This is a genomic window from Actinomadura sp. RB99, from assembly GCF_014706005.1.
In the GTDB taxonomy this organism is placed as follows: domain Bacteria; phylum Actinomycetota; class Actinomycetes; order Streptosporangiales; family Streptosporangiaceae; genus Spirillospora.
This window is the reverse complement of the sequence record NZ_JABMCA010000060.1, coordinates 40,307-63,464: the sequence shown is the minus strand read 5'-3', so window position 1 is coordinate 63,464 and position 23,158 is coordinate 40,307. Positions and strand designations below refer to the sequence as shown.

Sequence of the window (23,158 nt, the reverse complement as noted above, 5' to 3'; positions counted from 1 at the left end):
GCGCGGGCCCGCGAGCTGGCCGCGATGGGCCCGCGTCCCGACGGCGCCGCCGAACTGCGCCGCCGCGGCCTCGCCCGCCGCGCCGACCTGATCGCGATGGGCGTCCCGCCGCCGTCCGAACCCGTCGCCGGGGACTGGCTCGCCGACCCCGGCCACTGGGACGACCTGCGCCGCCGCCTCCGCGACGCCGTCGAGGAGCACGCCAGGACGCACCCGACCGATCCCGGCCTGCCCGCCGAGGCCGCCCGCCGCGCGCTCGGCCTGCCCGACCGCGCCCTCGTCGAGGCGCTCGCCACCGGCCTGCACCGCCGCGACGGCCGGCTCTATGGCACCGCCACCGCGCCCGAGCTGCCGCCCCACGTCCGCCGGGCCGTCGACGCCGTCCGCCGCGAGCTGGCCGGCGCCCCGTTCAACGCGCCCGACGCGGGCCGGCTCGCCGAACTCGGCCTCACCCCGAAGCTGATCGCGGCCGCCGCCGCGGTCGGCGCGCTGCTCAGGGTCGCCGACGGGATCGTGCTGCTGCCGGGCGCCGACGCCGAGGCCGCCGCGCTGCTGGCCAAGCTCGACCCGCCGTTCACCCTCAGCGAGGCGCGCCGCGCGCTCGGCACCACGCGCCGCGTCGCCGTCCCGCTGCTGGAGCACCTCGACGAGCAGGGCTACACCGTCCGCGTGGACGACCTGCGCAGGCGCTGCACCGAAAGGACCTCATGACCGACAAGCGGCTGACCCAGTACGCGCACGGCGGCGGCTGCGCCTGCAAGATCCCGCCGGGCGAGCTGGAGGACGTGGTCGCGGGCCTCACCGCGAGCCACGGCACGGCGCCCGCCGACCCGAACGGCGAGCTCCTCATCGGCCTCGACACCGGCGACGACGCCGCCGTCGTCACGCTCCCCGACGCGCCGGGCGGCCCCGCCGTCGTCGCCACCGCCGACTTCTTCACCCCCGTCGTCGACGACCCGTACGACTGGGGCCGCATCGCCGCCGCGAACGCCCTGTCCGACGTGTACGCCGTCGGCGGCCGCCCGCTCGTCGCGGTGAACCTGCTCGCCTGGCCCCGCGGCGTCCTCCCGTTCGAGCTGGCCCGCGAGGTGCTGCGCGGCGGCCTGGACGTCGCGGCCGAGGCGGGCTGCCACGTCGGCGGCGGCCACAGCGTCGACGACCCCGAACCCAAGTACGGCATGGCCGTCACCGGCGTCGCCGACCCCGCCCGCCTGCTCCGCAACGACACCGGCAAGCCCGGCACGCCGCTCACCCTGACCAAGCCGCTCGGCGTCGGCGTGCTGAACAACCGGCACAAGGCGACCGGCGAGGTCTTCCCGCACGCCGTCGCGTCGATGGCCGCGCTCAACCGCGGCGCCTGCGCCGCCGCGCTCGCCGCCGGCGCCGAGTGCGCCACCGACGTCACCGGGTTCGGCCTGCTCGGCCACCTCTATAAGCTGGCCCGCGCGTCCGGCGTCACCGCCGTCGTCGACGCCGCCGCCGTCCCCTACCTGGACGGCGCCCGCGACGCCGTCCGCGCCGGGTACGTCAGCGGCGGCACCCGCCGCAACCTCGACTGGGTCGCCCCGCACACCGACTTCGGCACCGCCTCCGAGGAGGACCGCCTCCTGCTCGCCGACGCCCAGACCTCCGGCGGCCTCCTCGTCGCCGCCGAACTCCCGGACCACCCCGTCATCGGCGAGCTCGTCCCCGCCACCGGCCACCCCCTCCTCATCCGCTGACCGGCGGGGGCCGGGTCACATCTGGGTGCCGGTCCGGTCGGTGATGCCGGCGCGCTCGCGGTAGGAGCGGACGAGGGCGAGGGCGGCCTCCCCGCGGGGGCGGCGGCCCGGGCGGATGTCGCAGGCGAGGGCCTTGGCCTCCTGGATGTGGCTGTTCGGGTCCAGGGACAGGTGGAGCAGCTCGTTGGCGGCGTCGCCGCGGCTGTAGCCGTTGGCGCCCCAGTGGTAGGGCAGGCCGATCTGATGCAGGGTGCGGCCGTCCATCCGCAGCGGCGACATCCGCTCGGTCACCATGACGCGGGCCTCGATGACGCCTCGGGCGCTGATGACGGTGGCCCAGCCGGCGTGTTCGAGGCCGCGTTCGGCCGCGAGCTCCGGCGACACCTCGCAGAAGAACTCCGGCTGGAGCTCGGCCAGGTACGGCTGCCAGCGGGACATGCCGCCCGCCGTGTGGTGCTCGGTGAGCCGGTACGTCGTGGTGACGTACGGGAACACCTCCGAGCCGGGCCGGTCGCCGCTCGGCTGGTAGAGGTTCGCCGGATGCGGCTCGATGATCTGCCGGACGGGGTTGCGCTGCTGCTTGTACAGCGGGTTGTCGAACGGCGATTCCTGCGGCTCGTAGTGGGCCGGCAGCGGGCCGTCCATGAGCCCGGCGGGGACGTGCAGCCACGCCTTGCCGTCGGCCTGCATGATGAACGGGTCGTTCCCGGCGAGGGCGTCGGGGCCGGTCGCGCCGTGCGGCGGCTTGTAGTCCGGCGCCCTGTCGGCGACGAAGTCGGGCACGTCGTGGCCCGTCCACTCGCCCTTCTCGGCGTCCCACCAGACGAGCGCCTTCCGGTCGCTCCACGGGTTGCCGTCGGGGTCGGCGGACGCCCGGTTGTACAGGATGCGGCGGTTCATCGGCCACGCCCAGCCCCACTCGGGCGCCACCCAGCTCTGCTCGCCGCCGGGCTTGCGGCGGGCGGCCTGGTTGACGCCGTCGGCGTAGCAGCCCGCGTAGATCCAGCACCCGCAGGAGGTGGAGCCGTCCGGCTTCAGCTGGGTGTAGGACGAGATCGGGTTCCCCTCGGCGTCACGGCCGTTGATCTCGGCGAGCACGGCCTCGGCGTCGGGCTCGGCGGTCTCGCCGCGCACCGGGTAGTCCCACGCGAGGTCGAGCACCGGGCGGTCCATCTCGTCCGACGACCCGGCGAGCCTGCTCCGGATGATCCGGCCGAGGTGGTACATGAACCACAGCTCGCTGCGAGCGTCCCCGGGCGGTTCGACGGCCTTGTGGTGCCACTGGAGCATCCGCTGGGTGTTGGTGAAGCTGCCGTCCTTCTCGGTGTGCGCGGCGGCGGGCATGAAGAACACCTCGGTGCCGATGTCCTCGGTGCGCATCTCCCCGGACTCGATCTCCGGGCCGTCCTTCCACCACGTCGCCGACTCGATGAGCGAGAAGTCGCGGACGACGAGCCAGTCGAGGTTCGCCATCCCGAGCCGCTGCGTCTTCGCGTTCGCCGACCCGACCGCCGGGTTCTCGCCGAGCAGGAAGTAGCCCTTGCAGGCGCCCTTGATCTGCGCCATCACCGTCTCGTACGTGCTGTGCGAGCCGGTGAGGCGCGGCAGGTAGTCGAAGCAGAAGTCGTTGTCGGCGGTCGCCGCGTCGCCGAAGTAGGACTTCATCAGGCTGACGAAGTAGGAGCGCATCTCGCCCCAGAAGCCCTTCTTCGCGGCCTCGGCGGCGATGAACGCGTCCAGGCTCTCGTTGGCGTGGGCGTGCGGCATCGGGATGTACCCGGGCAGCAGGTTGAACAGCGTCGGGATGTCGGTCGACCCCTGGATGGAGGCGTGGCCGCGCAGTGCGAGGATGCCGCCGCCGGGCCGCCCGATGTTGCCGAGCAGCGTCTGCAGGATCGCCGCCGTCCGGATGTACTGGACGCCGACGGTGTGCTGCGTCCAGCCGACCGCGTACGCGAACGCGGTGGTGCGGTCGCGGCCGGAGTTCTCCGTGACCAGCTCGCAGACCTGGAGGAACTGGTCCTGCGGGACGCCGCAGATCCGCTCCACCATCTCCGGGGTGTACCGGGAGAAGTGCCGCTTGAGCACCTGGAACACGCACCTCGGGTGCTCCAGGGACGGGTCGCGGGACGGGTCGCCCTCGCCGAGCGCCGGGCCGCCGGCCCCGGTGGCCTCGCCGTGCCCGGACGTCGACGCGGCGGCCCGGTCCTCGTACTCCATGTCGCGCTCGCCGGCGGCGGCCTGCACCTCCAGGCCCTCGTAGCGCCAGGTCGCCTGGTCGTAGCCGCGGGACTCGGGGTCGAGGCCGGAGAAGACGCCGTCGAGGTCCTCGGTGTCGCGGAAGCCCTCGTCCAGGATCACCGACGCGTTCGTGTACTCCAGCACGTACTCGCGGAAGTACCGCTCGTTCGCCAGGACGTGGTTGATGATCCCGCCGAGGAACGCGATGTCACTGCCCGCGCGCAGCGGGACGTGCAGGTCCGCGAGCGCGCTGGTTCGGGTGAACCGCGGGTCGACGTGCACCAGCTTGGCCCCGCGCGCCTTCGCCTCCATCACCCACTGGAACCCGACCGGATGGCACTCGGCCATGTTCGAGCCCTGGACGACGATGCAGTCGGCGTTCTGCAGGTCCTGCTGGAAGGTGGTCGCGCCGCCGCGTCCGAACGAGGTTCCCAGACCGGGAACGGTGGAGGAGTGTCAAATGCGGGCCTGGTTCTCGATCTGTACGGCGCCGAGCGCGGTGAACAGCTTCTTGATGAGGTAGTTCTCTTCGTTGTCGAGGGTGGCGCCGCCGAGGCTGGCGAACCCGAGGGTGCGCCTCGTCCGGTTCCCGTTCCGCTCCCACTCCCAGCCGTGCCGCCGCGCCGCGATGACGCGGTCGGCGATCATCTCCATGGCGGTGTCGAGGTCGAGCCGTTCCCATTCGGTGCCGTGCGGGCGGCGGTAGAGCACGTGCTGCTCGCGCGCCGAGCCGGTCGTCAGCTGGAGGCTCGCGGACCCCTTCGGGCAGAGCCGCCCGCGGCTGACCGGGGAGTCGGGGTCGCCTTCGATCTGGACGACCTTGTCGTCCTTGACGTACACGTTCTGGCCGCAGCCGACCGCGCAGTACGGGCAGACGGACTTGACGACCTGGTCGGCTGTGCTGACCCGGGGCTTGAGCCGCTCGCTGACGCCGCTCTTGGCGGCGGCCCCGCGGCCCAGCGGATCGTCTCCCGTGACCTGCCGGTACACCGGCCACGACCCGATCCACTGGCGGACGCCCATCCCGACCCCCTCACCTCGTCGGGCGGCCACGTACCCGCGCCCCGCACCCCGAAACACCGGGGGCGGGGCGCGGGCGGGCGGCGGTCACTTCCCGGCGAAGGCGGCCAGGTTCGTGGAGACGATCTCGGGCTCGCCGCCGTTCTGCTTCGCGGCGGCGGTCAGCACGTCGATGTGCTGGTAGCCGGGGGCGATGACGTCGCCCGGCTGCGGGTCGCGGCCGCCGAGCCCGTCGCCGGCCTCCAGGTTGATGATCGGGTTCGCGGTCGGCCCGTTCGTGTGGACGGCGTCGTCGGCGATGCCAGGGGACGCGGCCAGCGCGATGTCGGTGACCATCTTGGTGGGGAAGTAGTGCTCGGTGAAGTCGAGCGGCTGCTCGGCGAGGCTGCGGGCCAGCTCGCCGATGTCGGTGACCTCCTTGACGGCGGACGTGAAGGGGGTGCCGTCCTTGGAAGCGGGCACCCCGCCTCCGAGGGCGTCGTAGTTCCGCCAGGTGTAGAGCGGGCCGTTCGGCTCGTCCGGGATGGCCTTCTTGTCCGGGCCGAGGAGCTGGCCGAGGCCGCCGAGGCCGATCGAGTCCAGGTCGTTCGGTGCCGGGAACTCCTTGTCGACGATCTTCCCGCCGTCCCAGAACCCGACGCTGGCCTGCATGAACGCGAGCGGCTCGGAGTTGTCGTCGAGGAGCCCGCCGAGCGCCGCCGCGTTGGTGAAGCGGAAGTCCTTCACCGTCGGGGAGCCCTTGAGGAACGTCGGGTAGTCCTTGGAGAACAGCAGCCGGTAGGTCGTGTCGGTGTTGAACGAGGACGGCACGTAGGTCGAGAGGTCGGACGGGCCGTCCGGGGCGAGGTCGGCGGCGAGGCCCGCGATCGACAGCAGGTTCATCGTCTCGGTGTTGATCAGCGCGGGGGCCGAGAGCGCGCGGGGGACGACGCCGCTCTCCAGCCCGGCCTGGACGGCGCTCGCGCCGAACTTCAGCAGCGGGATCAGGTCGGTCGGGATCTGGCCGTCCATGCCGGGCAGGCTCGTGCTGATCCGGGTGTCGAGCGCGAAGTAGCCGGAGCACTGCTCGTAGCCGGCGTCGTCGGTGGTGGAGTGGTTCCCGTCGAAGTCCCATTCGGCGAAGAACGCGGTCAGGACGCCGCCGAGGGAATGGCCGCCGCAGAGCATCTTCCGCTTGCGGGCCGCCTGGTCCGGCAGTTCGTGGACCATCAGGTCGTACTGGTCGCGGACGGTCCGCTCCAGCCCGACGTTCTGCAGCCACGTCACCTGGTCGTTGGTCTGGTAGCCCGCGAACTTCCGGCCGTCCACCTCTTTCCGCCGGTAGTAGTAGTCGACGGCGAGGTGGACGTCCTTGGCGGCGAGGCCGGCTTGCACGCCGGTGTGGTCCTCCAGGCAGTTGGACCTGCGGTCCAGCGCCCAGAACTCGATGTGCTTCCCGTTCTTCGCGGCGGCCGCGACGGTGTTGCGGGCGACGCTGTCGAAGGCGCCCGCGCCCTCCAGGATGCCGGGTTGCGCGACGAGGATCCGGTCGGCGTCCGCCGACGCGGCGGGGCCGGCGGAGTCCCGGAACCGCAGGTACGACAGCCAGTCGCAGGCCTCCGGGTGCGGGCCCGCCGAGGACGGCAGCGGGACGCGCACCCGCACCATGGTCTCGGTGACGCCGGTGACGGGCGAGCCCGTGGCGACCGGCGTCTCGACCCGGTCGGCGGAGGGGTCGGCCGCCGGGGCGGCGGGGGCGGCCAGGGCGTGGACGGGGAGCGCCGCCGCGGCGGCGACGAGCGCCGACGCGCCCAGCACGGCGAGCCCGCCGAGCCGGCGCGACGGGCGGCGAACGACGGGGTGGGGTGGTCGCCCCATCACGTTCTCCTTCCGGACGCGGACGGATACGGGGCAACAATGAACGCCGCCCCGCCGCCGCGACAGTCGCCCGCTGACACAATCGCCGGACGGTTCTTGTGCCCCGGACGACAAAAAGGCGCGTCGCCCCAGCGCCCGCCCCAGCGCTCGGCGGGGCTCAGCCCAGGGCGGCGGCGCCGACCGCGCGGACGAGCTCCGCGAACTCGGCGCGCTCGGCGGGCGACAGCGCCCGCTCGTACACGGCGGCGGCGAGCCGGTCGGTGGTCTCCTCCGCCTCCGCGCGGCGCCCCTTGAGACCGGAGCAGTCGGGGAGGTCGCCGCGCCAGCCGAGGAAGCGCGCCCGGCCCTCGTCGGAGCCGGCGAGCACGGCCTCCAGCGGCGCGAGCCCGGCGGCCGTCGTCGCCACCAGGTGCAGCGCGCCGCGCCACTCGCGCAGCACGTGCACGAGCTGCGCGGTGCGGCCCGGGACGTCGTCGACCAGCGGCTCGGCGCGCCATCCGCAGAACAGCGGCAGCCCCGAGCCCTCGGCGGCCTCGACGACGCGGCCGGCCAGGTCGCACAGCCGCTCGCCGCCGGCGTCGCCGATGTGGTCGCGGCCCCATTCCGCGCACGTCACCGCGTACCGCCGGGCGGCCTCGCGCGCCCCGGCGACCGCGACGCCCTCGTCCCAGAAGAGCCGGACGACCTGCGGCGGGAACCAGCCCATCGCGGCGGACACCACGTCGGCGTCGACGTCCCCGAGGACCCCGCCGCGGCCCGCGAAGTAGAAGGCGAACGGGTTGCCGTATCCGGCGCGCTTCCCGCGCTCCGGTGTCGCCGGGTCGAGCATCCACGCCGCGCCCACGTCGTGGATGATGCCGTCGGCCGCCCGCACGGTCTCCATCGCGTCCAGCCCGTCCATCGCGCCTCCTCGCTCGGGTAAGCGGGAGGTTACTCCGGCTCGGCGGCGGGCCGCGCGGCGGGGCCGTGCCAGTCCAGGCAGACCACCACGGCGTCGTCGGCGAGGTCGGCGCCCTCGTGGTGCTCGATCAGCTCGCTCACGATGGTCAGCGGCACCTCCACCGCGTCCTGCAGGCGGCTGCGGCGGGTCGCCTGCTCCAGCGCGTGCGTGCCGAACTCGCCGCGCGCGGACCGCGCGGAGAACACCCCGTCGCTGACGATGACGAGCCGGTCGCCGGGCTCCAGCCGGAACCGCTGCGGCCGGTACTCGGTGTCGGGGAACATGCCGAGCGGCAGCTGCTGCTCCAGCGGGACGCGCGCGACCTCGGCGCCGCGCATCCGCAGGATCCGCGGCGAGCCCGCGTCGATGACGTGCACCATGCCGTCGGCCAGGTCGATCCGCATCACCAGCGTCTCGGTGAACTCCCGCCCGCCGTAGCGGACGTGCACCATGTCGTTGGCCAGGCTCGCCTGCTCGCTGATGTCGGCGCCGGACCGGCGCGCGTTGCGCAGCGCCCCGACGGTCAGCGACGTCAGCAGCGCCGCCTGGATGCCGGTGCCCGACCCGTTGGTGACGGTCAGCGCGAGGTGGTCGTGCTCGGCGGACCAGTCGAAGTTGTCGCCGCCGATCGAGTAGGCGGGCTCCAGGTGCCCGGCGAGGGTGTAGCCGTCTCCGGTGCAGGCGTGCCCGGGCAGCAGCTGCCACTGCAGCTCGGCCGCGAGCGTGAGCCGCTGGCTGCGCCGGGCCCGCTCGTACCGGTCGGTGTGGTTCCACGCGACCCGCAGCGCCGACCCGAACACCGCGCCGATCTCCGCCAGCTCGGCCAGCTCGCCCTCGTCCCAGTCGCCGCCCGCCGACCCGAACTCCAGGACGCCGAGCCGCTCGCCCCGCGCGGTGACGGGGGAGTACACCCGGGCGTCCATGCCGTCCGGCGCTTCGGAGCCGTCGGCGGGGACGGGCTCGACGACGGGCCGCCGGGAGACGAACGCGCGTCCCGCCGCGGAGCCCTGGATTCTGATCGGCGCGGCCGGCTCCCCTCCGGCCGGCCGCGCCGGCGCGGTGGGGAAGGGCTCGACGGGGAGCAGGATGCGCGAGTGGTAGTCGTTCACCAGCAGGCGGGCGCCGCGGATCCGCGGGAGCTCCCGCTGGAGGAGGGCGGCCAGCGTCTCCGGGAGCGCATGCGCCGGGGCGGTGCGCAGCGTCCGTTCGACCTCGGCCGCGCGGCCGTGCGTGCTCATTGCGACCCCATCTCGTTGTCCGGGCCGTCCACCTCCCGGGGGCATGGTTCCTCCGCAGCCCGTCCGGACCGGGACGGGGAACCGCAGGGGAAGACTGCCAAAAAGCTTGCCACATGGCAAATACTTGATGTCGAGGAGCACCGGAATTCCCTCCGGTACTTGCGGGCGGCGCGTGCGGCGGGGCGGCGCGCGCGGGAGCGGGACGCGGGCGGCGGGTCAGGCCGTCCGCGAGCCGAGTGCCTCGGACGCGCCCGCGTCCTGCCGCTCGCGCGCCATGTCGAACTCGGTGAGCGCGTCGATCAGCCGCCCCCGGGACGCGGGCGACAGCTGCGCGAGCACCTCGCGCACCGCCTCCCGGCGGCGCCGGGTCAGCTCCGAGTACAGCCGCTCGCCCTGCTTGCTCAGCCGGACGATGATCTCCCGCCGGTCGGCGACCGCGTTCTCCCGCACCACCAGGCCCGCCGCCTCCAGCCGGTCGCACAGCCGGCTCGCGGACGAGGGGATCGCGCCGAGCTCCTCGGCGAGCCGGCCGAGGTTCGGCCGGCCGAAGCGGGCGATCGCCTCCACGGCGCGCAGCTGGATCGGCGACACCGCCGGCTCCAGGCCCTGGTCGGCGCGGCTCCACAGCAGCGCGGCCGCGCTCAGCACCCGCTCCACGGCGGCGGTGACGTCGTCCGGCACCTCGCCCGTGCCGCCGCCCGCCGGTTCCTCCGTCGCCGGGTCGTCGGTCGAGAGCCGCGGTCGTCGCTGAGTCACGCCCCCGCCTTTCTCATGGAGTTCCCTGGCCAGGCCGCTCACGGCGCAGGCTCGCGCGTCCCGCCGCGGCGGGACGGGACGGGGCGCGTGGCGGACGGTAGACCACGATAAACGACGACGCCCGTCAGAGGGCGGCGGCGGACGGGCCGGGCCCCTCTCGGAGCCGCGCGACGAGGTCGCCGAGCGCGTCCTCGGTGCCGGGGTCGTCCCACGTCCAGAACGGGACGGTGCGCAGGTGCCGGCCCTGCGGGTCGAGCAGCTGGCCGGCGAGCTTCACCTGCCACAGCGCGACCGCCCGGTCCGTGATCGTCAGCTGCGGGAAGCGCCGCCGCAGCGCCGTCTCGAACGACTGGACGCGCTCCACCGACCGCAGCCACACGGCGAACAGCACGTTGTCCGACCCGGTCAGCGACGCGCACATCCGGGTCTCGCGGAGCCCGGCGAGCAGGGCCGCGAGCCGCGCCACCTCGTCGGGCGGCGCCGCGCCCCACAGGTACACCGTCACCGGCCAGCCGGACAGGAACCGCGCGACCTCGCACCGGTACATCAGCGCGCCGCCGCCGTGCATCCGGGCGAGGCGGCGCCGCACGGTGGTCGGGCTGAGGCCGGTGCGCTCGGCGAGCCGCGCGACGGGCTGCCGGCAGTCCTCCACCAGCAGCCGCGCGAGCGCCTGGTCCTCGGCGCGCAGCGCCCACCCGCCCATCTCGCCCGGACCGCGGGGGCGGTCGCGCGCCAGCAGGTCCCGCTGCTCGCGGCCGAGCCGGTCGAGCCGCCACCGGCTGCCCTCGGAGTGCAGGGTGGTGGCGATCTGCGTGCGGGTCGCGGCGACGCCGTCCAGCCGGCCGAGCCGGAAGCCGACATAGCGGGCGAGCTCCGCGTTGTCGCGGACCACCACGGTCATGAGCAGGTCCCGGCCGCCGGTGACGTGCTCCAGGTTGAACACGTGCGGGTCCTCGGCGATCTCCGCGGCCACCGCGTGCAGCCGGCCCGGCACGCAGTCGATCTCGATGAACGCCACCACCGGGGTCAGCCAGTCGACCGCGGCCGGGAAGCACGCCAGCCAGGCCAGCCCGGCCCCGGTCAGCCGCGCCCAGCGGCGCGCGGCGGTGGAGGCGTCCGCGCCGATCGCGGCGCCGATCCGCCGCCAGTCGGCGCGCGGGGCGGTCTGCAGCGCGGTGACGAGCAGGTGGTCGAGCTCGTCGAGGGTGGTCGATGTCGGCATCCGGGCGGCCTCTCGCGGTGGATACCGGCAGAAGCCGGGCGGAAAGGGTCCGCTTCCGCACCATACCCCCATGTCTGTCTGTGACGATGCCGCTGACCTGCGGGAAGAACTGACCGAACTGCGCCGCGCCCTGCACCGCGAGCCGGAACTCGGCCTCGACCTGCCGCGCACCCAGGAGAAGGTCCTCGCCGCGCTGGACGGGCTGCCGCTGGAGATCACCACCGGCAAGGGCCTCAGCTCGGTCACCGCCGTGCTGCGCGGCGGCGCCGCCCGCGCGGACGGCCGCCGGCCCGCCGTGCTGCTGCGCGGCGACATGGACGCGCTCCCCGTCCAGGAGGACACCGGCCTCGGCTACGCCTCGACGATCCCTGGCCGCATGCACGCCTGCGGGCACGACCTGCACGTCGCGGGCCTCGTCGGCGCCGCGAAGCTGCTCGCCGCGCGCCGCGAGCGGCTGGCCGGCGACGTGGTGCTGATGTTCCAGCCCGGCGAGGAGGGCATGGGCGGCGCCAAGATCATGATCGACGAGGGGGTGCTGGACGCGGCGGGGGAGCGCGCCGTCGCCGCCTACGCCCTGCACGTGTTCTCCACCGCGCTGCCGCGGGGCACCGTCGTCAGCCGCGGCGGGACGGCGATGGCCGCGTCCGACGCGGTGAACATCGTCGTGCGCGGCGAGGGCGGGCACGGCTCGTCGCCGCACGCCGCCAAGGACCCGGTGCCCGCGCTCGCCGCGATGGTCGGCGCGCTCCAGACGATGGTCACCCGCGAGCTGGACATCTTCGACCCTGCCGTGGTCACCGTCGGCTCGATCCACGCCGGGACGGCCGGGAACGTCATCCCCGAGACCGCGTCGATGGACGTCACCGTCCGGTCGTTCTCCGAGGAGGCGCACCGCAGGGTCCGCGCGGGCGTCGAGCGGACCGTGCGCGGGATCGCCGCCGCCCACGGCGTCGAGGCCGAGATCGATTACGTCGAGCAGTACCCCGTCACCGTCAACGCCCCGGACGAGGCCGCGTTCGCGTTGGGCACCGCCCGCGACCTGTTCGGCGACGGGCGCGTCTTCGACGTCCCGCGCCCGATGGCCGGCTCCGAGGACTTCTCGTTCGTCCTCCAGCAGGTCCCCGGCGCGTTCATCGGGCTCGGCGCCTGCCCCGCCGACCGCGAGCCCGCCACCGCGCCGATGAACCACTCCCCGCAGGCCGCCTACGACGACGCCGTCCTGCCCGACGCGGCGGCGCTGCTGACCGAGCTCGCCGTGCGCCGCCTGGAGGACGCGTGACGGCCGCCACCGGCGCCGCGTCGGGAGCGCCCGACGCGGGCGCGCCGGACGCGGGCGCGCCGGACGCGGGCGCGCCGCCGGTGCGGTCCGTCACCGCCGTGGTCGGCCTGCTGGTGCTCTTCGAGCTGGTCAGCGGGTTCCTCCAGGCCGGGATCGCGCCGATCCTGCCGAGCATCGGCGACACCTTCGGCGTCTCCGACTCCGCCGTCGCGCTCGTCGTGTCCGTCCAGCTGCTGTCCGCGGCGGTCTGTGCGCCCGCCCTGGGGCGGCTCGGCGACCTGCACGGCCACCGCCGGATGCTGCGGATCGCGCTGGCCTGCGTCGCCGCCGGCTCGGTGCTCTGCGCGGTCGCGCCCGCCTTCCCGGTGCTGCTGCTCGGGCGCCTGCTGCAGGGCCCGCTCGTCGCGCTGATGCCGCTGGAGATCGCGCTGATCCGCGACCGGCTCCCCGTCGGCCTCGCCCGGCGCGCGATCGCCCGGCTGGTCGGCGCGCTGACCCTCGGCGGCCTGCTCGGCGCCGTCGGGATGGGCACGGCGGGCAAGATCTTCGGCGACGTCCGGATCGCCCTCGCCGTCCCCGCCGTGCTCGCGCTGGCGTGCGTGGCCGTCTCGATGGTCGCGATCCCGGAGTCGGTCACCCGCGCCGCCGGACGGGTCGACCGGCCGGGCGTCGTGCTGCTCGGCCTCGCCGTCCTCGGCCTGCTCGCCGGGGTGTCGTCGGCCGGCGACCACGGCTGGCTCAGCGGACGCGTCCTGGTCCCCACCCTGGCGGGCCTGGTCCTGCTCGCGGTCTGGGCGCTCGTCGAGCTGCGCACCGCCGAGCCGCTCGTGGACCTGCGCGCCATGGCCGGACGGCACGTCGCGCCGTTCTACTTCGCCTCGTTCGCGTTCGGCGTGGTCTACTTCGGCGGCCAGTCCCCGAACGCCGCCTTCTTCGCCACCGACCGGGACGAGGCCGGCTACGGGTTCGGGCTGTCCTCGCTGTCGATCGCGCTCGCCACGCTGCCCGCCATGATCGCCAGCATCGCGGGCTCCGCGTGCACCGCCCGGATCGCCGCGAAGGTCGGCTACCGCACCGCGCTGATCGGCTCGTTCCTGCTGGTCGGCGTCGGGTTCGTCGCGTTCGCGGCGGCGCACGGGGAGCTGTGGGCGGTGGTCGCCGAGCTGACCCTGATGGGCCTCGGGCTGGGCACCGCGCTCGGCGCGATGCCGACGGTGATCGCCGAGGCGTCCGACCCGTCCCGGACGGGCGTCGCCACCGCCGTCTACAACAACGTCAAGACGGTCGGCGGCGCGGTCGCGGGCGGCCTGTTCGGGACGCTGCTCGCCGCGCCCGCCGGCCGGGACGACCCCAGCGAGGGCGGCTACGTCGCGGTCTGGCTGATCGGCGCCGCGTTCGCCCTGGTCGCCGCGCTGCTCGCGGTGGCCGCCCGTAGGCGCGAGGTCTGAGGCGGCGGACGTCCCGCCGGGCCCGCCGGCGGGACGTCCGCGCGGCGTTCCCCGATGATCACGGAATCTCCTCGCCATATCCGGGCAAAACCGCGCGCTGACCAGGGTTCGCGCCGCTCCCCGCCGGTAAGGGGACGTCGGAACGGCCGCACGCGCGCACCCGAGGAGAAGCCATGGACCAGCCGCCCGCCGGCGGCGCGCCCGGCGAGGACCCGGACGTCCTGCTGGACGTCCCGGTCGTCAAGGTCGACGAGATCGAGATCGAGGTCGACGAGCTGCGCGCGGACGTGTCGCTGCACGCCGCCGTGCTCGACGTGCTCTCCCTCGGCGTCGGCGCCGAGGTGTCCCTCGGCCGGGTCAGCCTCGTCCTCAAGGGCGTGGAGGCGCAGGCGCTGCTCAAGGTGCGGCTCGACAACGTCGCACGGATCATCGACCGGGTGCTGGAGACCGTCGACGCGAACCCCGACCTCCTGGCCGGGACGGCGCGCGGGGTCGGCGCGGCGGCGGGCGAGCTGGGCCGGGGCGCCGGCGGCGCGGTCCGGGACGCGGGCGCGGGCACGGCGCGCGCGGTGGACGACGCGGGCAGGGGAGCGGGTCGGGCCATCGAGGGCCTGGACGCCGGCCGGGCCGTCCGGGACGCCGGCCGCGTCCCGGGCGGCGACGTGGGCCGGGCGCGGAACGGGACCGAGGCCCGGAGGCCGCCCCGACGCCCGCACGTCGGGAGAGAGCCCGGACCGGAGCCGCCGCGCCCCGGCGCACCGCCGCCGGTCCCAGGCCGCCCGCCCCGGCGCGACGAGCACGAACGGCGGCGCGACGAGCACGAGCGGCGGCGCGACGAACGGGAGCGCGAGCGGCACGAGCGGGAGCCGCAGGCGATGCACGACGAGCGGGAGCCGCGGGCGGCGCACGGCGAGCGGGACCGGCGGGCGGCGCATGACGAGCGAGAGCCGCGGGCGGCGCGGGACGTCCCGGAGCGGCCGGACGACCTCGCGGCGGGCGAGCTGGCGGCGGCGCTGACCAGGAAGTCCGTCCGCGCCGGCCGGGACCTCATCGGCGGCGTCCTCAAGCGGCTGCCGGGAATGTGAGGGGGAGCGATGCCGGAACCGGAACGGAAACCGGATGTGGAGATCGGGGCCTCGGTGAAGGCGGACGAACTCGTCTTCCGCGAGACGCCGGAGGTCACCGAGCGGGCGGGCGCCGAGCCGGAAGGCGAGTCCGGCACCGGCACCGACCGGCGGAACCTGCCCCGGCCCGCGAAGCCGAACGTGACCTACCGCGACGTCCGCGTCTCGCACCGCCTGAGCGCCCGCCTGACCGGCGCCGACCCGGCCGACGAGCCGGATGACGACGAGCCGGCCGAGAACGAGCCGACCGAGGACGGGTCCACCGAGCGCGACGGCGACGAGCCCGGCGGCAGGTGACGTCCCGGGGCCGGGACCCGCAGGCCCCGGCCCCGAACCGGACGTGACGGGTCCGTCAGGGCGCGGACGCTCAGGCGGGCTGGTGCACCTGCTTCGCGGCCTCCAGGGTCTCGCGGAGGTGCGTCTCGGCCTCGTTGCTGAGCGAGGTCTGCATCACCTCGCCGCCGTACTCGGCGATCTGCGGGATGACCCGGTCCGGCGTCACGGAGATGACCAGCAGGAACAGCACCGCTCCGCCGGGCTGGAGCTTCGCGCCGACCTCCCGCATGAACGAGTCGTCCACCCCCACGTCCGTCATCGAGCCCCCGGCGGCCCCGGCGGCGGCGCCGACCGCCGCGCCGACCAGCGGCGCGAAGAACAGCATGCCGAGCAGGCCGCCCCACACGCCGCCCCACAGGGCGCCCGTGCGCGTGGTGCTGTGGATCTGGTGCAGCTTGATCTTCCCGTCCGGCCGCTTCTCCACCACCGCGGCGTCGCCGAGCGTGATCAGTTTCCGGCGCTGCATGTCGATCAGCCGGTCGCGCACCGTCACGGCGGTGTCCACGTCCGGGTAGGCGACGGCGATCAGATCGCTCACGGCATCCCCCGATGCTCCGGCGCCAAGGGTGTCCCCGCTGGCGCTCCGATATGCGTTTGATGCCATCTTCGCTGTCATATCGCCAAAGAACTGCAATCCATTGGCATAGAAGCCTTTTGTGCCATTTGTCGCCGTTAGCATGGGGATCATGACGGCGCCCGCAGGTCCTCCCGTGGACGACCGGCTCGTCTCCTGGTGGGGGTCGCTGGAGCGGAGGTCGCCGGAGTCCATCACGACCGTCGTCCTGCACGCCACGGAGATCCCGACGCTGGCGGAGGCGTGGGACTTCGCCGAGCGGAGCGCCACCGGGACCGAGGACGGGACGGGGGTGTGCGGCCACCTCTACGTCGACCGCGACGGCGGCTGCCACCGCTTCGTGCCGCTCGACCGGGTCGCCGCCCACGCCGCGGGCCACAACACCCCGTCGATCGGGATCGAGCTGGTCAACACCGGCCGCCATCCCGACCATTTCCATTCGCGGTCGCAGGACCCCTCCGAGGACTTCCCGCCGGAGCAGACGGCCGCGCTGATGGACCTGCTGACCGTCCTCACGGAGACCCACCCGGCGCTCGTCCGCCTGGTGCGCCACAGCGACCTGGACCAGGAGAGGGTCCCCGCGTCCGACGACCCCGGCATCCTGGTGCGGCGCCGCATCGACCCGGGCCCGCGCTTCCCCTGGGACGACGTCCGGCGCCACTGGGAGCGCCTGATCGGCCCGGCCCCCGCCTGACCCGGCCCCCGCCTGACCCGGGGCGTGGACACCCGCTAGCCCGGATCGGCGGAGGTGGGGGCGCGGCGCCCGAACCGGGACCGCAGGTCCGCGTCGACCTCGGTGAAGTCGCGCTCCTTCGTCTCCGGGACGAAGCGGCTCACGAAGACCCAGCCGAGCCCCGCGATCACCGCGAAGATCCAGAACGTCTCGCCCTGCCCGATGACGGTCGCGATCGGCAGGAAGACCAGGCTGACCACGAAGTTCGCCAGCCAGTTCACCGCGGTGGACGCGCTGGACCCGGCGGCGCGGGCGCGCGGCGGGAAGATCTCGCCGATCAGCGTCCAGAACACCGGCCCGGTGCCGACCGCGTACCCGGCGATGTACAGCACCATGAAGACCAGCGAGAGCCCGGACGACCAGCCCGCGACGAACGACAGCCCGAGCAGCGCCATCATGACCGTCATCGCACCGAGCGAGAACAGCAGCAGCGGGCGCCGCCCGGACCGGTCGATGACACGGATCGCGACCAGCGTCATCACCAGGTTGATGACGCCGATGGCGAGCGAGTAGACGATCGAGTTGGACGCGCTCAGCCCGCTCTTCTCGATGATCGTCGGGGCGTAGTAGATGATCGTGTTGATGCCGCCGAACTGCTGCACGGCCGCCAGGGTCAGCCCGACCACCAGCGCGGGCCGGACGTCGGCGGCGAGCAGCGTCCGCCGGCCGGTCCGCCGCCCGCCGTCCCGCCGCGCCCTGTCCCGCTCGTAGCGGTCGAGGAGCCGGTCGGCGGTGGCCTCGTTGGTGACGGAGGCGACCAGCCGGCGCGCCTCGGCCCGGTCCCCGCGCGCGGCCAGCCAGGCGGCCGACTCCGGCAGCACCCACAGCGACGCCGCGACGATCACCGCCGCGGGCACCGCGCCGACCCCGATCATGGCGCGCCAGTCGCCGGCCCCGGAGAACGCGAGGTTGGTCAGGTAGGCGACCAGGATGCCGATCGTGATGAGCAGCTGGTTGAGGGTCAGGGTGCGGCCCCGGATCTCCTTGGGGGAGATCTCCGAGAGGTACACCGGCACGGTCGCCGACGCGCCGCCGACCGCGAGGCCGAGGACCAGCCGGCCGACCACCAGCATCGCGTAGCCGGTGGACAGGACGGCGATGACCGTCCCGACGAGGAACACCAGCCCCTCCAGGCCGAAGATCCTGCGGCGCCCGATCCGGTCGGCGATCCGCCCCGACCCCATCGCGCCCGCCATCGCGCCGAGCACGAGCACGCTGACCACGCTGGACTGCTCGAACGAGTCGAGCCCGAAGTCGGTCTTGATGTACAGCAGCGCCCCGGAGATCACCCCGGTGTCGAAGCCGAACAGGAACCCGCCGACCGCGATCAGGACCGCCCAGAGCCAGATCTTGCGCAGCCCGTCCGGCGGGACCTCGGAGAACGGCCCCTCGTAGACCGTCGCGGTGGAGAACGCCTGCACGTCAGGCCCGCCGCCCGGCCGCGCGCGGTCCGCGGCCCGCGGCCGCCCGGATCGTCGTCATCGCCGTTGACCTCCCCGATCGGCGCCGGTGCCGATCGGGCCCTACCCTCCGTGATCACCGGCACACGCACTGGTCGCTCCGCGGGGGCGCGGTCAGTACGGCAGGCGGGCCTCCGCCGCGCCGTCCTGCGCGGAGACGCCCTGCTCGGTGACCCAGACGGCGATCTGTGCGCGCGAGGAGAACCCGAGCTTGGCCAGGATGTGCTCGACGTGCGAGTCGGCGGTGCGCTTGGCGATCGTCAGCCGCTCGGCGATGTCGCGGTTCGACAGCCCCTCCGCGACCAGCGCCGCGACCTGCAGTTCGCGGTCGGTGAGCGGGCAGGCGTCCGGCGCGGGCCCGTCCGCGGCGCCGTCGGGGCCGGGGTCCTCGGGGGCCGGGGGCTCGCCGAGGGCGTCCCGGAGCGCCTGCGCGGGCGCGAGCCGCCCGCCCTCCTCGAACGCGGCGCGGTACCGCCGCTCGCCGAGGGCCTCCCTGGCCTTGCCGATGTGGATCTCCCGCAGCATCGCGTGGTGCGGGCCGAACCACGCGGTCTGGGTGGACTCGCGCATCCGGTCGGCCGCGCCGAGCAGCCGGACCGCGCGGAGGTACTCGCCGCCGCTGCACAGGCACCCGGCGATCGCCTCCAGCCCCAGCGTCATGCCCAGCTCGTCGCCGAGGTCGCGCTTGATCCGCAGCGACCGGCAGAGCCGTTCCAGCGACGCGCCGAGGTCGCCCGCGAGCCACAGCGCCAGCCCGCACACGAGCATGCCGTAGGACCGCACCCACAGCTCGCCGTGCTCCTCGCCGATCCGCGCGCCCTGCCCGGCGTGCGCGACCGCCGCCGGGTAGTCCCCCTTGAACAGGTACGCGACGCCCCGGAAGACCTCGACGAGCAGGAAGAGCACGTCGTCGCCGGCGGCGTCCTCGCTCACCTCGTCGGCGGCGCCGAGCAGCCGCAGCGCGAGGTCGACGTCGCCGGCGAACAGCGCCGCGACGCCCTGGCACGAGACGATCAGGGCCGCCGTGTCGGCGTCCCCCTCGGCCCGCGCCTGCACCAGCGCCCGGTCGAGCAGCTCCCCGGCCGCGTCCAGGTCGTTCTGCAGGGCCATCGTCAGGGCCGCGACGCCGAGGAACGCCGACCAGCCCTCGCCGGTGGTGTCGCGGGTCTCCAGGAGCCGGTCCATCCAGTGCCGGCACTCGCCCGCCATGCCGTGCAGCATCCAGAGCCGGCCGAGCGCCTCCATCGCGTCCCGGATCGTCGCGGGCTCGGCGGTCGGCAGGACGTGACCGAGCAGGGCGCGGATGTTGGCGCGCTCGCTGCCGAACCAGGCGAGCCAGCCGACCTGCCCGGCGCCGGCCAGCTCGGCGCGCGCGACGCGCAGCCGCCCCGCGTACCAGTCGAAGCAGCGCCGCCTCAGCCGGGTCTCGCCGCCCTGTGCGGCGAGCCGCTCGACGCCGTACTCCCGGAGGCTGTCGAGCATCCGGTACCGGACCTGGCCGCCGCGGTCGGCGCGCTGCACGATCGACTTGTCCACCAGCCCGGTGAGCAGTTCGACGACGTGCTCGGCGGGCAGGTCGTCGCCAGAGCAGACGTGCTCGGCGGCGTCGAGCTCGAAGTCGTCGGCGAACACCGACAGCCGCGCCCACAGCAGCCGCTCCCCGGCCGAGCAGAGCGCGTGGCTCCAGTCGATCGCGGCGCGCAGCGTCTGGTGCCGCGGGACGCTCGTCCGCACGCCGCGGGCCTGGAACAGGCGGGTGCCGAGCCGGCTCAGCACCTGGTCCGCCGAGAACGTCCGCAGCTGCACCGCGGCCAGCTCGATCGCCAGCGGGATCCCGTCGAGCCGGTCGCACAGCCGGACGACGGCGTCGCGGTTGCCGCGGGTGAGCGTCCAGCCCTGGACGGCCGCGGCGGCGCGCTCGGCGAACAGCTTGACCGAGTCGCACTCCTCGGCGTCCGCGCGGTCCGGTTCCGGCCGGCCGAGCGGCGCGACCGCGATGGTGTGCTCGCCCAGCACGTCGAGCGGCTGCCGGCTGGTCGCGAGCACGCGCAGCCCCGGCGCGCTTCGCAGCAGCGCCTCGGTCAGCGCGGCGCACTCGTCGAGCAGGTGCTCGCAGGTGTCGAGGACGAGCAGCACCCGCCGGTCGGCGAGATGGTCGGCCAGCCGGGACGCGGCGGGCTCGCCGCCCTGCTCGACGAGGCCGAGCGCGTCGCAGACCGCCTGCGGCAGCAGCGACGGCTCGGACAGCCCGGAGAGGGCGACGAAGTAGACGCCGCCGTCGAACGCGTCGCGCGCCCGGGTCGCGGTGCGGACCGCGAGCCTGGTCTTGCCGACCCCGCCCGGGCCGGTGAGCGTGACAAGCCGGTGCCCGTCGATCAGCCGCCCGACCTGGTCGAGCTCCGCCTTCCGCCCGACGAAGCTGGTGAACTCCGCGGGGAGTCTTCCCGTCTGCCGTTCCAGCGTCACATTCAGCGCCACGCCGTCTCCGAGTCAGTTCCCGCCGGACGCCCGGCAACCAGAGGGGACCTTTGGAGTGTAGTCGCGGTGCTACGGAAGGCGACCGAAAATCGGTACCGGAATCCGTTCAGCTACCGATGGCGGATCCCGGCCGCCCCGCCAGGATGGGCATGGCCGCCGGCGGCCGGGGATCCGGGGGGAACCCCCGGCCGCCGGGCCGGACCCCGCCATCGCCACCGTGTCGTCGGCGCCGGTGGCGATGGCGGGCTCTTGCTCCTTTTGACACTCAGTGCCACTATGGCGTGGACCGCTTTATCGGCCCGATGGCAGCGCAGCCGTTGTCCGCCCGAAAAAGGCCTTCCACCTCTGCGACGTCGGGTCTGACCCATGTGGAGGAAGTAAGCCATGGCGCGTTTGACAGGCAAGGTCGCTTTCATCACCGGCGCGGCGCGCGGGCAGGGGCGCGCGGAGGCCGTCCGGCTCGCGTCCGAGGGCGCCGACATCATCGCGGTCGACCTCGTCGGGTCGGCCAGCTCGTACGTCCCCTACGAGCCCTCCGCCCAGTCCGACCTGGACGAGACCGCCAAGCTGGTGGAGGCGCAGGGACGCCGCGTGGTGGCCCGCAAGGCGGACGTGCGCGACCTCGCCGCGCTCCAGGCGGCCGTCGGCGAGGGCGTCGCCGAGCTCGGCCGGCTCGACGTCGTCGTGGCCAACGCCGGGATCGTGAACTACGGCCGCACCTGGGAGCTCGAAGAGCAGCAGTGGCAGGACATCATCGACACCAACCTCACGGGGGTGTGGAAGACCGTCAAGGCCACCGTCCCGACGCTCATCGAGCAGGGCCAGGGCGGCTCGATCATCATCACCAGCTCGGTGGCGGGTTTGAAGGGGCTGCCGTTCCTCGCCCACTACGCCTCGTCCAAGCACGGCGTCGTGGGCCTGGCGAAGGTGCTGGCCAACGAGCTGGGCGAGCACGACATCCGGGTCAACACCGTCCACCCGCACGGGGTGCGGACCGGCATGACCGCCGGGACGATGACCGAGCTGCTGGAGCAGAACCCGCTGCTCGGCCCGATCTACATGGCGACGCTGCCCTACGAGATGGTCGAGCCGGAGGACATCGCGAACATTGTCGCGTTCCTGGCCTCCGACGAGGGCAAGTACATCACCGGCGCCCAGCTGCCGGTCGACCTCGGCGCCCTCAACCGCTGACGTCAGCGCGGATCGCGGCCGGCCGGGCGGACGGCCGCGATCCACCGTCCTGCGGCCCTGCGCGCCCGTGCCCCGGCCTTGCGGGCCCGTCCTGCGGCGGAGGGGAACGACTCGGGGAGCCGGACGTCCGGGAGCAGGGGAGCGGCAGAGAGCGCGCGGGCGGACGCGGCCGTCACACCGGAGCCGTAGGCGACGTCCTCGGCGAGCCGCAGGACCGTGTAGCGGACGGGATCGACGGCCGGACGCTGCCGCAGCCATTCCAGGGCGATGGGGGCGAGCATGGCCGCCGCCGCCGCGCGCGCGACCCGGCTCCGGGGCGAGGCGGCGAGCACGACCAGGCCGAGCGGCCACCACTCGCGCCGCAGCGCGTGCCCGAGCGCGGCGGCGTCGGCGGCGACACCCTTGCCGACGATGGCGGCGGCCAGGCTCCAGTCGGCGGGCAGCCGCGACAGGCGCCGGGCCAGCAGCGCCGCCGCCACTCCCGCGACGCCGGCGGCCGCGGCCGGGCGTCCCCGCGCGAGCAGCCCGAGCACGGCCAGGTTCCACAGCGACGGCCGGGCCGGCGCGAGCCGGCCGGGGTGGCGCCGGGCGAGATCGGCCGCGGACGTGCCGTACTCGTGCCGCCGCCGCGCCCAGGCCGCCGGGCGCAGCCGCGGCGTGTGCGCGACGCGTGCGGCGGGCTCGTAGCGGACGTTCCACCCCTGGTCGCCCAGCCGCCAGACGAAGTCGACGTCCTCGCCGAGCCGCAGGTCCTCGTCGAACGGATCGTCCGGGACGGCCGCGACCCGGACCAGCAGCGTCGCGGTCGGCACGAACCCGAGCCGGCCGCCGGGACGGACCAGCGCGGGCCGCAGGCCCATGTCCAGCGCCGACCGCGCGGTCTCGTAGCGGGCTAGCAGCCCGGTGTCGTCCGACAGCGGCACGATGCGGGGGGCGACGGCGGCGACGCGGGGGTCGTCGAAGTGCGGGACGAGGACGTCGAGCCAGCCCGCCATCGGGCGGCAGTCGGAGTCCACGAACGCGGCGAACCGCGTCTCGACCAGGCGCAGGCCGGTGTTGCGGGCCGCCGCCGGGCCCCGGTTGCGGGAATGCCGGACGAGCCGCGCGCCGTACGCGTCCGCGACCCGCCGCAGCGGTCCGGGGTCGGGCGACGCGTCGTCCACGACGACCACCGGCACGTCCCCGACGGCGGCCAGGGATCGTTCCAGCTCGTCGGCCCGCCCGTAGGCGGGGACGACCACCGTCACGTCGTGCGGTCCGGGACGCGGCGCCGGGAGCGGGTCGGCCATGCCGAGGTCGAGGAGCCTGCGCGCCAGCGCCCGCCCGAGCGGCGAGGGGTCGGCGAGGCCGGCGCGGCCCGCCCGGCGCAGCGCCGCCAGGTGCGGGCGCGCCGCGTCCGCCAGCCGCACCACCTTCCAGGGCGCGCCGCCGGTGGCCACGCGCCCGCCCGACCAGAGCGAGGTGTCCCGGGCCAGCGCGACGGGCAGGCTCGCGGGCAGCCGGAACCGGTCCTTCGGCGCGCTCATGTTCTTCGGCGGTG

18 protein-coding genes are annotated in these 23,158 nt (G+C 74.8%); 8 read left to right on the top strand and 10 right to left on the bottom strand.

Annotated elements, in window-relative coordinates:
* Both amrb99_RS37220 and selD read left to right on the top strand, forming a co-directional pair.
* Nucleotides 1-711, top strand: a 711-nt coding sequence (locus amrb99_RS37220; protein WP_190865262.1) for a SelB C-terminal domain-containing protein, incomplete at its 5' end; no start/stop codon positions are given.
* On the top strand, nucleotides 708-1,721 hold the full coding sequence (gene selD, locus amrb99_RS37215) for a selenide, water dikinase SelD (RefSeq protein WP_190865260.1): 1,014 nt from the start codon (nucleotides 708-710) through the stop codon (nucleotides 1,719-1,721). The genes amrb99_RS37220 and selD, both read left to right, overlap by 4 nt.
* A gap of 15 nt (nucleotides 1,722-1,736) precedes the next feature.
* Here selD and fdh read toward each other — a convergent pair whose 3' ends face one another.
* The 6 genes from fdh to amrb99_RS37180 all read right to left on the bottom strand — a co-directional run bounded on the left by fdh (nucleotide 1,737) and on the right by amrb99_RS37180 (nucleotide 10,995).
* Complete coding sequence (fdh, locus tag amrb99_RS37210; RefSeq protein ID WP_206700257.1) at nucleotides 1,737-4,985, bottom strand: formate dehydrogenase; 3,249 nt, start codon at nucleotides 4,983-4,985, stop codon at nucleotides 1,737-1,739.
* Between the two features lie 84 nt (nucleotides 4,986-5,069).
* Complete coding sequence (locus amrb99_RS37200; RefSeq protein WP_241756281.1) at nucleotides 5,070-6,839, bottom strand: hypothetical protein; 1,770 nt, start codon at nucleotides 6,837-6,839, stop codon at nucleotides 5,070-5,072.
* Nucleotides 6,840-6,996: 157 nt separating this feature from the next.
* Entirely contained in the window at nucleotides 6,997-7,740 is a 744-nt protein-coding gene (locus tag amrb99_RS37195) for an evbL (RefSeq protein WP_190865254.1), read from the bottom strand.
* A 29-nt stretch (nucleotides 7,741-7,769) separates the two neighbouring features.
* Complete coding sequence (locus amrb99_RS37190) at nucleotides 7,770-9,017, bottom strand: GAF domain-containing SpoIIE family protein phosphatase (protein ID WP_190865252.1); 1,248 nt, start codon at nucleotides 9,015-9,017, stop codon at nucleotides 7,770-7,772.
* Between the two features lie 216 nt (nucleotides 9,018-9,233).
* Complete coding sequence (locus amrb99_RS37185; RefSeq protein ID WP_190865249.1) at nucleotides 9,234-9,773, bottom strand: MarR family transcriptional regulator; 540 nt, start codon at nucleotides 9,771-9,773, stop codon at nucleotides 9,234-9,236.
* Nucleotides 9,774-9,897: 124 nt separating this feature from the next.
* The gene (locus amrb99_RS37180) at nucleotides 9,898-10,995 is read right to left on the bottom strand and encodes an Lrp/AsnC family transcriptional regulator (RefSeq protein WP_190865247.1); all 1,098 of its coding nucleotides are present in this window, start codon (nucleotides 10,993-10,995) and stop codon (nucleotides 9,898-9,900) included.
* A 70-nt stretch (nucleotides 10,996-11,065) separates the two neighbouring features.
* Here amrb99_RS37180 and amrb99_RS37175 point away from each other — a divergent pair, with 70 nt between their 5' ends.
* The 4 genes from amrb99_RS37175 (at nucleotide 11,066) to amrb99_RS37160 (ending at nucleotide 15,143) form a co-directional block, all read left to right on the top strand.
* Nucleotides 11,066-12,274, top strand: a complete 1,209-nt coding sequence (locus amrb99_RS37175; protein ID WP_190865245.1) for a M20 family metallopeptidase — start codon at nucleotides 11,066-11,068, stop codon at nucleotides 12,272-12,274.
* Nucleotides 12,271-13,722: an MFS transporter gene (locus amrb99_RS37170; RefSeq protein ID WP_190865242.1), complete on the top strand. Its 1,452-nt coding sequence runs from the start codon at nucleotides 12,271-12,273 to the stop codon at nucleotides 13,720-13,722. Before amrb99_RS37175 ends, amrb99_RS37170 begins: the two co-directional genes overlap by 4 nt.
* A gap of 173 nt (nucleotides 13,723-13,895) precedes the next feature.
* Complete coding sequence (locus amrb99_RS37165; protein WP_190865240.1) at nucleotides 13,896-14,807, top strand: hypothetical protein; 912 nt, start codon at nucleotides 13,896-13,898, stop codon at nucleotides 14,805-14,807.
* 9 nt (nucleotides 14,808-14,816) lie between these two features.
* Nucleotides 14,817-15,143, top strand: a complete 327-nt coding sequence (locus amrb99_RS37160; RefSeq protein WP_241756280.1) for a hypothetical protein — start codon at nucleotides 14,817-14,819, stop codon at nucleotides 15,141-15,143.
* A 70-nt stretch (nucleotides 15,144-15,213) separates the two neighbouring features.
* Here amrb99_RS37160 and amrb99_RS37155 read toward each other — a convergent pair whose 3' ends face one another.
* A complete protein-coding gene (locus amrb99_RS37155; protein ID WP_190865238.1) occupies nucleotides 15,214-15,720 on the bottom strand; it encodes a DUF1269 domain-containing protein in 507 nt (168 codons plus the stop codon).
* A gap of 148 nt (nucleotides 15,721-15,868) precedes the next feature.
* Here amrb99_RS37155 and amrb99_RS37150 point away from each other — a divergent pair, with 148 nt between their 5' ends.
* Nucleotides 15,869-16,450 (top strand): N-acetylmuramoyl-L-alanine amidase, encoded by a 582-nt coding sequence (locus amrb99_RS37150; RefSeq protein ID WP_190865236.1) that lies wholly within the window; start codon nucleotides 15,869-15,871, stop codon nucleotides 16,448-16,450.
* A gap of 35 nt (nucleotides 16,451-16,485) precedes the next feature.
* Here the strand turns inward: amrb99_RS37150 and amrb99_RS37145 are convergent, their stop codons facing one another.
* Nucleotides 16,486-17,910 carry a sugar porter family MFS transporter gene (locus tag amrb99_RS37145; protein WP_190865234.1) on the bottom strand — a complete coding sequence of 475 codons (1,425 nt, stop codon included), beginning with the start codon at nucleotides 17,908-17,910 and terminating at the stop codon, nucleotides 16,486-16,488.
* A gap of 153 nt (nucleotides 17,911-18,063) precedes the next feature.
* On the bottom strand, nucleotides 18,064-20,427 hold the full coding sequence (locus amrb99_RS37140; RefSeq protein ID WP_347257017.1) for a LuxR C-terminal-related transcriptional regulator: 2,364 nt from the start codon (nucleotides 20,425-20,427) through the stop codon (nucleotides 18,064-18,066).
* A gap of 384 nt (nucleotides 20,428-20,811) precedes the next feature.
* Between amrb99_RS37140 and amrb99_RS37135 the strand changes: the two genes are divergently transcribed.
* Nucleotides 20,812-21,618, top strand: a complete 807-nt coding sequence (locus tag amrb99_RS37135) for a mycofactocin-coupled SDR family oxidoreductase (RefSeq protein ID WP_190865232.1) — start codon at nucleotides 20,812-20,814, stop codon at nucleotides 21,616-21,618.
* A gap of 2 nt (nucleotides 21,619-21,620) precedes the next feature.
* Here the strand turns inward: amrb99_RS37135 and mftF are convergent, their stop codons facing one another.
* A complete protein-coding gene (mftF, locus tag amrb99_RS37130; protein WP_206700256.1) occupies nucleotides 21,621-23,144 on the bottom strand; it encodes a mycofactocin biosynthesis glycosyltransferase MftF in 1,524 nt (507 codons plus the stop codon).
* Between the last annotated feature and the right edge of the window lie 14 nt (nucleotides 23,145-23,158).

Coding starts and splice junctions, on each gene's coding strand:
- amrb99_RS37175 (WP_190865245.1), top strand. CDS start 11,066: ATGTCTGTCTGTGACGATGCCGCTGACCTGCGGGAAGAACTGACCGAA.
- selD (WP_190865260.1), top strand. CDS start 708: ATGACCGACAAGCGGCTGACCCAGTACGCGCACGGCGGCGGCTGCGCC.
- amrb99_RS37190 (WP_190865252.1), bottom strand. CDS start 9,017: ATGAGCACGCACGGCCGCGCGGCCGAGGTCGAACGGACGCTGCGCACC.
- amrb99_RS37150 (WP_190865236.1), top strand. CDS start 15,869: ATGACGGCGCCCGCAGGTCCTCCCGTGGACGACCGGCTCGTCTCCTGG.
- amrb99_RS37165 (WP_190865240.1), top strand. CDS start 13,896: ATGGACCAGCCGCCCGCCGGCGGCGCGCCCGGCGAGGACCCGGACGTC.
- amrb99_RS37200 (WP_241756281.1), bottom strand. CDS start 6,839: ATGGGGCGACCACCCCACCCCGTCGTTCGCCGCCCGTCGCGCCGGCTC.
- amrb99_RS37180 (WP_190865247.1), bottom strand. CDS start 10,995: ATGCCGACATCGACCACCCTCGACGAGCTCGACCACCTGCTCGTCACC.
- amrb99_RS37160 (WP_241756280.1), top strand. CDS start 14,817: ATGCCGGAACCGGAACGGAAACCGGATGTGGAGATCGGGGCCTCGGTG.
- amrb99_RS37195 (WP_190865254.1), bottom strand. CDS start 7,740: ATGGACGGGCTGGACGCGATGGAGACCGTGCGGGCGGCCGACGGCATC.
- amrb99_RS37135 (WP_190865232.1), top strand. CDS start 20,812: ATGGCGCGTTTGACAGGCAAGGTCGCTTTCATCACCGGCGCGGCGCGC.
- mftF (WP_206700256.1), bottom strand. CDS start 23,144: ATGAGCGCGCCGAAGGACCGGTTCCGGCTGCCCGCGAGCCTGCCCGTC.